Source organism: Marinobacter sp. S6332 (assembly GCF_023016045.1).
GTDB lineage: Bacteria > Pseudomonadota > Gammaproteobacteria > Pseudomonadales > Oleiphilaceae > Marinobacter.
On sequence record NZ_JALKAP010000018.1, the window covers coordinates 20,070 to 30,724 of the forward strand.

At 53.1% G+C, this 10,655-nt stretch carries 9 protein-coding genes and 1 pseudogene; 6 read left to right on the forward strand and 4 right to left on the reverse strand.

The genetic code is table 11. The features are described 5' to 3' along the window. Positions 1 to 49 precede the first annotated feature (49 nt). Complete coding sequence (locus tag MWU62_RS18085) at positions 50 to 406, forward strand: DUF3703 domain-containing protein (protein WP_053113384.1); 357 nt, start codon at positions 50 to 52, stop codon at positions 404 to 406. 71 nt (positions 407 to 477) lie between these two features. Continuing rightward, positions 478 to 1,050: pseudogene (locus MWU62_RS18090) on the forward strand (SCO family protein). 92 nt (positions 1,051 to 1,142) lie between these two features. Here MWU62_RS18090 and MWU62_RS18095 read toward each other — a convergent pair. From MWU62_RS18095 to MWU62_RS18110, 4 genes are read right to left on the reverse strand one after another with little or no spacing between them, the layout of a single operon-like run. Beyond that, complete coding sequence (locus MWU62_RS18095) at positions 1,143 to 1,553, reverse strand: TetR family transcriptional regulator (RefSeq protein ID WP_247116166.1); 411 nt, start codon at positions 1,551 to 1,553, stop codon at positions 1,143 to 1,145. Further along, on the reverse strand, positions 1,537 to 3,393 hold the full coding sequence (locus MWU62_RS18100) for a hypothetical protein (RefSeq protein WP_247116167.1): 1,857 nt from the start codon (positions 3,391 to 3,393) through the stop codon (positions 1,537 to 1,539). Before MWU62_RS18100 ends, MWU62_RS18095 begins: the two co-directional genes overlap by 17 nt. Further along, positions 3,390 to 5,036 carry a hypothetical protein gene (locus MWU62_RS18105; RefSeq protein ID WP_247116168.1) on the reverse strand — a complete coding sequence of 549 codons (1,647 nt, stop codon included), beginning with the start codon at positions 5,034 to 5,036 and terminating at the stop codon, positions 3,390 to 3,392. The genes MWU62_RS18100 and MWU62_RS18105 overlap by 4 nt, the downstream gene beginning before the upstream one ends. Further along, positions 5,033 to 6,172: a tyrosine-type recombinase/integrase gene (locus tag MWU62_RS18110; protein WP_247116169.1), complete on the reverse strand. Its 1,140-nt coding sequence runs from the start codon at positions 6,170 to 6,172 to the stop codon at positions 5,033 to 5,035. Before MWU62_RS18110 ends, MWU62_RS18105 begins: the two co-directional genes overlap by 4 nt. 259 nt (positions 6,173 to 6,431) lie before the next feature. Between MWU62_RS18110 and MWU62_RS18115 the strand changes: the two genes are divergently transcribed. From MWU62_RS18115 to MWU62_RS18130, 4 genes are all read left to right on the forward strand, one after another. Beyond that, a complete protein-coding gene (locus tag MWU62_RS18115) occupies positions 6,432 to 6,995 on the forward strand; it encodes a recombinase family protein (protein ID WP_247116170.1) in 564 nt (187 codons plus the stop codon). Positions 6,996 to 7,141: 146 nt separating this feature from the next. After that, positions 7,142 to 8,659 carry a type I restriction-modification system subunit M gene (locus MWU62_RS18120; RefSeq protein ID WP_281494967.1) on the forward strand — a complete coding sequence of 506 codons (1,518 nt, stop codon included), beginning with the start codon at positions 7,142 to 7,144 and terminating at the stop codon, positions 8,657 to 8,659. After that, positions 8,649 to 9,278, forward strand: coding sequence for a DUF1016 N-terminal domain-containing protein (locus MWU62_RS18125; protein WP_348645662.1), 630 nt, complete (start codon positions 8,649 to 8,651; stop codon positions 9,276 to 9,278). Before MWU62_RS18120 ends, MWU62_RS18125 begins: the two co-directional genes overlap by 11 nt. Before the next feature lie 269 nt (positions 9,279 to 9,547). Next, positions 9,548 to 10,630, forward strand: coding sequence for an IS630 family transposase (locus MWU62_RS18130; RefSeq protein ID WP_208006341.1), 1,083 nt, complete (start codon positions 9,548 to 9,550; stop codon positions 10,628 to 10,630). Positions 10,631 to 10,655: the final 25 nt, after the last annotated feature.

Consider the following 10,655-nt stretch of genomic DNA (forward strand, 5'->3'; position numbering starts at 1 on the left):
AAATCTTTGCCCACAACTTAGCTGGCCGATAAGGCAGGAGAACTGAGCAGTGAACAGTGAACTCAAGACGTTCTATCTGACAGAACCGGCAGCAGCCGCTGATGCTGACAATCAGGGCGATGTCGCTACAGCGTTCAGACATCTTGAACGGGCTCATATTCTGAGCCAGAAGTTCGCGTTAGCGCACACGACAACACATTTGCGCATGCTCCGGCTTGGCTGGCACGCGCGCGATGCTCGCGAGGTTCTCGGTCAGCTGGCTCGGGCCTTCGCTGCGTTGCTGGTTTCACGAATCCGGGTTCCTGTCGGCAATACGGGACTTGCCAACGTCAGCGCATTTGAACCGATGGCGGTGCCGGAAGACTTGGCGATTGTTCTGGGACACCAGAATCCTTCCAACACGTAATTGAAGGACACCACTTGATGATCAAACCCTGCTTCCAACACCACGCAAAGCGCTTTGCATCCATTGCAATGATGATGCTGGCAATCCTCCTTGTTGGCTGCATGGGCGATGATCCGCCGGATTGGCACGGGACAGAAATCAGCGGCGTGATGCCCAAGCTTGAATTCGATTTGATCGACAGTCAGGGAACACGGGTTTCAGGCGATGATTACAGTGGTCAGGTACGAATGCTGTTTTTCGGATTTACCTCTTGCCCTGATGTTTGCCCCACTGCTCTGCAAAAACTCAGCCAGGCCGTCAGCGGGCTGAGCACGGAAAATCAGGAGGAAGTACTTACGTTGTTCGTCAGTGTCGATCCTCAGCGCGACACACCCGAACGCCTGGCGGAGTACGTCAATTTTTTTGGTGACAAAATCATCGGGCTGACCGGCAACGCCTCTGACCTCCGCACGCTTACCCAGCGATACCGGTAGACGTTCGGGCATGAAGAACCGGACGCAGAAGGTGACTATGCCGTTACTCACAGCGGTGCAGTCTATGTGTTTGATCGTGATGGTAATCCTCGCCTGCTTATCCGGCCGGAAGATTTAAGCGCTCAATCCATTCGGCAGGACCTTGTTGGCCTGCTTGAAGAGGATTACTGAATGACTGGAGGCTCTGGAGGAAAGCTCTGACTCGAATGTTCGCTTTTGTTTAGAAGCGGGAGAAAAAGATTCTGGCCAAAATCTGCGTAGCGCTACTCACCCAATTCCCCCCTAAAAACTCTAACGTTTTTACTTTCCAAGATTGCTGAGAGCCGGCGATTTTCGAGTTCAAGAGTCGCGTTTTTCGAAGCAAGTTCGTTGCGCTGCTCAGTCAAATCTACGATTTTTTCCCGTAACTGACGATTCTTGAAACGCTCTTCCTTGAGTTTCTCGTGCTTCTCGTCACGCTGTCTCTGGATCGCCTTGTTGGAATTGCCCCGGATGCGTTCCAGCATGTCTGGGTAGTCTTTGTGGATCAAGGCACGACTGACTCCGGCCTCTTCGGCAACAGCAGCCACTGAGACTTTCCTGCCCTTCTCAACGACCTTAGGCTGGCCTTTTTCCAATCGAACAATGGCCAGCCGAATACGCTTGTGGGTCTCGGATTCAGATGACGTCGACATCGGTCAGTTGCTCCTTGAGACGGTTGATGTCCACGCCGAGATCGGTCAACACCTTCTCGCAACGTTCCATAGTGCGCTCAACGGTCTTCGAACTAGAGTCGTCCAGGTCATCGATCTGCCGCAGCTCAATCTGTTGTAAGTACAGCCCTTCCCAGAACGGCTTGTGGGTATCGTCAATACAGCCGTGCTCACAGCCTTCGCATTGGCCACCCGCACAGTCCACGCCGGTATCGTTGGTACACCAGGCAATGCCGGTGGACCGCAGATAAACCAGTTCGCTGATGGCCTCAATCATCTCTTTCCGATCTTTGTAGGTACGCACTTTTTCCGAGCGGCTTCGCATTTGGCGAATATGACCGGCCATGCCACCTGAAAGCGGCGTATCAGGCTCCAACCAGTGACCGACAATGGCATGGCGCTTGCCGTCAAAAGCGGCGTAAATTTCGTCATAGAGCTCCAGATCCTGCGTCTCGTTCATTGCATACAGGGTGGTCATGTCGAGGCTCCAGTGCTTGAAGTGATCGCGCAGATACCTCAGATCGCCCAGCTTGTGGTGGACAACGTAGTTGGCGAAGGTGCGTCGGAATTGGTGTGATGCAAGGTTCCAGTCCAGCCTAAGTTTCTTCGCAAAGTCTTTAAGGCATTTGTTCAGCCCCAAATAGCCGAGAAGGTTAATGCGATTGCTGTGGCTCCAACCCTTGGTCAGTCCAACCGTGCCTGAAATAGACCGTAAGCGGGCAATCTCTTCATAATCTCCTGCCACTTTGGCTACTTCCATCGCCTGCTCCAGTTCGCATTGCAAAGGCAATGAGAGCCGTTCCAGCACCTTTACGGCTTGAACGGCAATCTCAGGGCACAGCCATGAGGTTTTACCCTCGTGGGTTTTGTCCGAGCGCGAGCCAAGGAAGTAAATCCGCTCACCCTCCCGATCTTCGCTGTACCAATCATCTCGACGGATGTTGCCGAGTTCGTGAGCCCGGATACCGGTCGTGGCTAGAATGATTATAAAACATCCGTCGCGCAGGTCGCGCAGTGTCGTCTTCAGTGCAAGTAGCCCCTGATCCCAGCCGTGTGTTTTCAGGTAGCGAGCCTTCTCCTTGTTGCGATCCGTTCGGTTTTTTGAGCGAGGCTGGAAGGCGTCCAGGGCATCCCGGTGATGCAACAATTCGTCGGCTCGGCGGAGCAGAGATTCAGCGTGTTGGAACAAAGTCCGGAGCACCTTGTCAGGAATGATGGCAGTCTTGGCCTGCCTTGGTTGCCCGTTGTGTCCCGACAGCGCATGAGCCGAGCTTTCTGGCCAGGGGTGATCAAATCGGTGGGAGGTATCCAGCAGTAATTGCCAGCTTCGTTCAACAATCGATAACCGGTTCCCTTTCGTATTGCTGCTCAGTGGTTTCCCCGGCTTATGCCGCGAGGTCAAACGCTGGACGTGGTGAGCGTAGCAGGCAGCGACCAGAGGGGTTACGTGCTCTTGACTGCCAATCCCGTGTTCGCGTAGCCAGTTCAACCAAGACACCAAGTTTTGGAAAGCCAACTTGATCGTGCCGTTGCTTAACGAGACCTCTCCCCACATCAAGCGTGCCAGGATGATTTTGGCCTCGGATCGCAGCTGGTCCCCGGTGATTCGAGCAAAGTCCAACTTTCGACTGCAATCCGGCTGGTTACTGGTGCTCTTCGATTTCGGCAACCACCACTCCGGATCTTCGTACCGTGAGAGCACGTACAAAACACCATCGGCTCGATCAGTGGTGACGATGCCGTACAGTCCCTCACTGCTTGGTAACGCCTTCAACAGCCGCTCGCGGTCGGCCAGCACCTCTGCGCCCGCGACCTTGCTCATATCGCCATCCTCGCCATGCTCAGGTCCCGCCAGAACGGATGCGGCTGGCCTTTGGCCTTTTCCCGCTGATCGGCCACCAGGGTCGCATCAAAGCTAGGGGCGATCTCCTCATCGATCAAACGGATGACTTGCTTTAGGTATTTCGTCCAGCGCTTGCCCCCAAAGGTGTCGTAGTTGCGCAGGGCGGCCCAGTAGAAGCTGAACAGTCGATACAGGTCATCGCCGGTCACCACAAAGCTCTTGCACCGGAAACAGCCCAGATAGTCCTGACAGGGCTCGCCGTTTTTCGGGGATCGGTGCCCTCGGCGGACATCCTGGCATGACGCAACGGGCGTCCGATCACTGGCGATGATATTCGGCTTGCTAAGAAGCTCTTGAACACGCGCCTCGCCTAAAAAACGCATATTGGTTTCCGCTTCTGGTGGTGCTTCCCAGTAGTGGGCATTGCCGGTCTGAACGGTGTGTCGTCCCGTTCTGGCCGTGATCAACGGATCTTGGCCGGACATCTCCCACACGCGATTCAGGAGCGTCTGACGCAACCGAGTGACATTCAACATGAGCGGCTTCCCATCGTCCGTTTGAAGCTGGTGTTGGTCGACAAGTAGCTTGATGATGTAGTGCAAATGGGCGGCAGTAAGTCGACATGGTTTGCCCGCGTACTTGCCACGAGTTCCCTTGTAGACCAGCAGCCGATTTTGGTCACCGAACTCGGCGCGTGTAGAGGCATTCCTCGTAACGATCAGATCAATGGCATCAGCGGCATATAGGTGGACACTGGCCATTTCCGATACTTCCTCAGACTTTCTCAGGGCAACCACGTGCGTGGCGTTGCCGCGACGTTTAAAGCTCACAAGCAGCCGCAGGTTGGATTTGAGCGGGTGAGGCTGCACGCAGTCCGTGGTGAGTTCCAGGATGGGTGCCGGATTCATTCCAGTGGACAGGGCGATGGACACCACGCAAACGGTCAAATCGTAGCTGTTCAGCGGCTCAGAGTGTGCCACAATCCGCTCCATCTCTGTGCGCAGCGCTTTGATCAAAAACCGCTTTTCATTTTTGCTGAGCGCCTTCTGGCCCTTACGTCGTTTGTTGGAATTCGGAAACGGATTGGCAGGCCAAACCGTTTTCATATCTACTTCCGGCCAGAACCCGAACCGATGAGATGCCACAAGCAAAGATTTGGTTTTGGTAAAGTGACCCTTTTGCGAGCCGTATTCGATGGGCTCGTTTCTCAGGTGCTGAATAAATCGCTTGATCGTTTCGGCGTTGAGATCCGCCATGGTCAGGCGTTCACCACTAGCGGCGTGGAGCAACGACAGGAAGGGCGCAAAAAAACGAAAGCCAACGTTCCAATAACCCACAATTGTGGTCAAGCTGAGAGACTTTCCGTTGGTATTGGCGCTCTCTGTGATCAACTTTTCGAGGGTGCACTGACAAGCGGCAGTGATGTCGTCAAAGCCCTGACCGTAAAATGGCCCGAAGTCCGCGTTTCTCGTGTTTGTTGTGTTTTCGGGAAAGGCAACGACCGCGTTCTCTGGCTTTGAGAGCGGCGATGGTTCGATGGTTTCGGTCTTCGCGTTGTTCGCCGTCTCGTCAACCGCCTTAACCCCAATATCATCACCGTCTAGCGTGAAATCTTTTTTCATGCGCAGGCCGCCTCCTTCGCGGTTTCCTCAATTTCTTCCTGATAACTGGTGCGCAGGTCGTCTTCAATGTCGTCGAGGAAATGCAGGTATTTTTCGGTCGTTGTAATGCTGCTGTGGCCGAGGCGATCTCGGACATAGATCAAGGGATTGAAAGTCGTGCTCTTTCGGGACAACAACGATTTCAGGGTGTGCGTCGCGTAGGTATGACGCAGGATGTGGGGATGGCAGGCGAACGACAGCTTCAATCGGTTCAGTTGATTGTTGAGCGAGGTTCGAATGCTCCAGGGGTTGCCCTTGGCGGTTACAAAGAGGGTTTTTGGGTCTGTCCCATGTTTTCGGATCGTTTCGTGACGCTCGTGGATCACGTAATCCCAGAGATCCGCCATCAATGATATCGGCACGTGGATCGTCCGTGGTTTGTCTCCCTTGGTGCTCATCTCTTGGGGATCAAGCTCAACCACCACATGACTCCGGGCCGAGATCGATTGGGGGGCAGATATGTAGTGAACTGGAATTGTCAGCAGCTCTTCTTTACGCAAACCCGTCAGCAACGCCAACCGAACGATCAATCGGAGAGTTTTGTTCTTGGTGGTTTTCAGCAGCTCATCGACCTGCTCTTTGTTGAGGACTTTGATCCTGGTTGGCGTGGTTTTCAGCAGCACATCCGGCTTTACGGCATACCCCCCGGACGTGTCTGTGTGTGCGAGGAAACCCTTTGTCTGTTTGACTCTCACCGTTTCAAGGTCATACGGCAACGTGCTTACCCAACCTTGTTTGAGGGCAAACTGATAAAACTTGATGACCAGGTGAAGTCGTCGGTTTACCGTGGAGGCGTTAAGGTTAAATCGATCAAAGGAAACGTCGCGATACAGGGCTAACAGGGTTTCGTGATTTCGGTGATCAAGCTCTCTCCAATCAAACCCATTGGCTTCAATGAACTCGAAATAATCACACAGATCCCTTCCAAACGTTTCCCAACTACGTCGGCTTTGCACACTTCCACGTTTTAAGCAGTGATGAACGAGAAATTCCATTCCTTCGACAAACACATCATGATTGGATTTGAGAAGAATCGGGAAGCCTTCATAGGAATGGCCCCTGATTTCAAACTCTGGTGTCGCTAGGATGAATTCCAATGCTCGCTCTTCAATGCTGTATTTTTAAACAGTGTAAGCATATGCTTTAAGGATGCAACAGGAAGCGTTCATGTTACATGCTACCAAGTGGCGAAATCTCAGAATATGAGGATGGATAACCGCAGTAATGGGTTGGAACCCAGCATGGAAACGGTCGTTTGTTGGACGACCAAGCACTGCCCGCGAAAATCAGCTTTTTCCCATTGTTTTGCGTCCAATAATCACGTACAACAATCTATGAGCAGAAAAGGCCCCTTTTATGATCATAGGTTATGCACGAGTCAGCACCCAGGATCAAAATCCTGAATACCAAGTTGATGCTTTAGAAAAAGCAGGGTGCGAACAAATCTTCCAAGAAAAAGTTACGGGCAAGTTGCGAGAGCGACCGGAGCTGTCGCAGTGCCTGCGTATGCTCCGGAAGGGAGATACCTTAGTGGTCTGGAAATTAGACAGGCTTGCTCGTTCACTTAAAGATCTGGTTGAGATTGTTCAGGATCTCAATGAAAGAGAGGTTGGATTCAAATCGCTCACAGAGTCTATTGATACAACCAGCTCAGGTGGCCGTCTTGTTTTTCATATTTTTGGCGCCCTTGCTGAGTTCGAACATAGTCTGATTCGTGAACGTACGATCGCAGGCCTTCAAGCTGCGCGAGCCAGAGGTAGAAAAGGTGGGAGGAAACCGGCTATGTCGGATTCCGACGTCAGAAAGGCAGCAGCCATGCTGTTGGACCCGGACATCACCAAAAAGGAAGTTGCACTGCACTTTGATGTCAGTAGAACAACGCTGAACGCATCTCTTAAACGTCTAGAGATTTCCGCTTAACCACGGACAGGAACGATCACGTAAAGGAGTACGTTGCAAAATGATTTCAGTAACCAAGCATCACCTCGCTATTCCATCATGATATTTCGCCCCCGATATCCCGGACACAATATTCTTCATCCTGACAACAAGGACGATCAGTAACCATGATCAAAGACGACATCAAGCAAGAGCAGATCAACAAAGCCGTTTGGAATGCCTGCGATACCTTCCGGGGCACCGTCGATCCGAGCATCTATAAGGACTATGTGCTGACCATGCTGTTCGTAAAGTACCTGTCGGACGTTTGGCAGGATCACTACGACAAGTACGTGGAAGAGTACGGTGATTCGCCGGAGCTGATCGAAGAGCTGATGAAGAACGAGCGCTTCGTGTTGCCAGCAGACGCGGGTTTTTATGCTCTGTACGAGCGTCGTCACGAGCCGGGCTGCGGTGAGCGGATCGACAAAGCTCTGCACGCCATTGAAGAAGCGAACACCGGCAAGCTGGCCGATGTGTTCCAAGACATCAGCTTTAACTCCACCAAGCTGGGCGATGAAAAGCAGAAGAACGACATTCTTCGTCACCTGCTGGAAGACTTTGCCAAGCCAGAGCTGAACCTGCGTCCGAGTCGGATCGGTAATCTGGATGTCATTGGTAACGCCTACGAATACTTGATCAAGAACTTTGCGGCCACCTCCGGCAAGAAGGCTGGCGAGTTCTATACCCCGCCGGAAGTCTCCGAGCTGATGGCCGAGATCGTGGACCCGAAAGAGGGCGATGAAATCTGTGACCCGGCCTGTGGTTCAGCCTCCCTGTTGCTCAAGTGTGCCAACCAGATCCGTAAGGGCAACGACGGCTCCAAGAACTTTGCGCTGTTCGGTCAGGAGGCCATCGGCAGCACCTGGGCCTTGGCGAAAATGAATATGTTTCTGCACGGCATTGATAATCACAAACTGGAGTGGGGCGACACCATTCGTAACCCGCTGTTGCTGGATGAAAACGGCGGCCTGAAGCACTTTGATATTGTTGTGGCTAACCCTCCGTTCTCACTGGACAAGTGGGGGCACGGCAGCGCAGAAAGCGATCCGTACTCACGGTTCCGTCGCGGTGTGCCGCCTAAGACCAAGGGTGACTACGCCTTTATCCTGCACATGATCGAAACCCTGAAGCCGAAGACCGGGCGCATGGCCGTTGTGGTTCCCCACGGTGTCCTGTTCCGAGGCTCAGCGGAAGGCAAAATCCGGCAGAAGCTGATCGAAGAAAACCTCCTGGATGCCGTCATTGGTTTGCCTGAGAAGTTGTTCTACGGCACCGGTATTCCAGCGGCCATTTTGGTGTTCCGGAAAGACAAAGCCGACCACAACGTACTGTTTATCGACGCCAGTCGGGAGTTCAAATCCGGCAAGAACCAGAACCAGTTGTCCGAGCAGAACATTGCCAAGGTAGTCGACACCTATAAGCAGCGGGACACCCGGGACAAGTATTCCTACCTGGCCAGCCTGGAGGAAATCCAAGAAAACGACTTCAACCTCAACATCCCCCGCTACGTTGACACCTTCGAGGAAGAAGAAGAGATCGACTTAATGGCCGTGCAAGCGGAACGGAAAGAGATCGAGGCCGAGATTGCGAAGCTGAACGAGCAGATGGACGGGTATCTGAAGGAGTTGGGTTATGGTGCCTGATGAAGGCCAGCTGCCCCGCGCTGTCGAACCCAGCCCCCGCCTGGTGTCTGACATTCGGGAGCTGATCCATGCTGCGCGGAAACAGGTCGTGCAGGCGGTCAACCGCGCCATGGTTCAGACCTACTGGCACATCGGCCGACTGATCCTCGAAGATGAGCAGCAGGGCGAGGCCCGGGCCGCCTACGGCAAGCAACAACTGCAACGCCTGTCCCGAGAGCTGACGCAAGAGTTTGGCAAGGGCTTCGACGTTACCAACCTTCGCAATATGCGGCGATTCTATGAGGCATTCCCAAAACGAGACGCACTGCGTCCCGAATTGAGTTGGACGCACTATCGCGTTTTGCTCCGGGTTGAGAACCCCCAAGCCCGAGAGTGGTACATGGCCGAGGCAGCCAGTCAGCATTGGAGCAGTCGGGCGCTGGAGCGGCAGATCGGCACCTTGTACTACGAACGGCTCCTAAGCAGTCAGGATCGGACAGCCGTACAGCAGGAGGCCGAGAATCAGACGCGCCCACTGTCCGAACGGGACGCCAGAAACTATCTGCGCGACCCCTATGTGCTGGACTTCCTCAACCTACCCGGTGAGCGCTATCTGGGGACAGTTCACGAAATGGAATAAATCGTACGCCAAGAGCGTGGAGTGGCAGCTGGAACCCTATGCGTAGTCTCTAAGGCGTCAGAAAATGCGGGAATTAACTCTATCCTAGCGTAATAGCTCGGTTGATCTGTCGCTCAGTTGAGGCCCGCTTCAACTGGGCACAACAGTGGTTCATATTTCTGCCCTAGGGAGCGTAGGGCCTTCCTAGAAGCTAGTGTTTCGTCCGGTTAATTCGCTGGCGCATGTTTGTTATAATAGGAATCGTCAAACAGCAATAAAAGGTTCCCATTGTGCCCAAACCCGCAGCGCCATTTAATCTGACTGTAAACGATCAATTGGAACTCGAAAGTTGGTGCCGAACCAATACGCTGAGCCAGCATCTGGCGCAACGCGCCAGGATACTTTTGTTACTGAATGAAGGTCAGACCCCAAAAGGAATCTCAGAGTCTCTTCAGGTTAGCACCCAAACGGTCTTCAAGTGGCGCAAACGCTACAGTGATCGAGGTCTTGAGGGGCTTCATGATGCGCCGCGACCTGGCCAGCCTCGAAAACTCGACGGTAAAACCGTCAAGAAAATTTTAGACGACACAGTCCATAAAGTTCCGAAAGAGGCCACACACTGGAGTATCAGTCTCATGGCAGAGCATGCCGGGGTAACGCGCTGGCAAGTGCACCAGATCTGGAAAGCAGCCGATTTGAAGCCGCACCGGCTCAGAACGTTCAAGATCAGCAACGATCCCCACTTCGCTGAAAAAGTGTGCGATGTTGTCGGGCTTTATATGAATCCTCCGGACAATGCACTGGTTCTGTCTGTTGACGAAAAAACCCAGATTCAGGCTCTTGACCGAACCCAGCCGAAATTACAGCTTCGCCCGGGACAAGTTGAGCGACAGACACATGATTACAAACGTCATGGCACAACCAGCCTGTACGCTGCATTCAATACGCTGACGGGTCAGGTGATCGGACGAATCACTCAGCGTCACCGAGCCAAGGAGTTTTTAGACTTCTTGCGACAGATCGACCGGGAAACTCCGAAGGGTCTGGATCTGCACTTGATCTTGGATAACAGCTCGACTCACAAGACGCCGGAAGTCAAAGCTTGGCTGGCCGAGCACCCTCGGTTCAAGCTGCACTTCACGCCCACGAGCGCTTCCTGGCTGAATGCGGTCGAGGGTTGGTTTGGCCAACTGGAACGACGAGCCCTATACCGCGGTATTTTCACCAGCGTCGGCGAATTAAAGTCTGCGATTAAAAAGTTCATCAAGGTTCACAACGAAAAACTGGCAAAGCCGTTCCGTTGGCATAAAAGCGCAGAATCGATTATGACGTCAGTGGCTCGGGCAAAGCTGAGTTTAATTGATAATAAATGAGCGAATTAACCGAACGTTACACTAG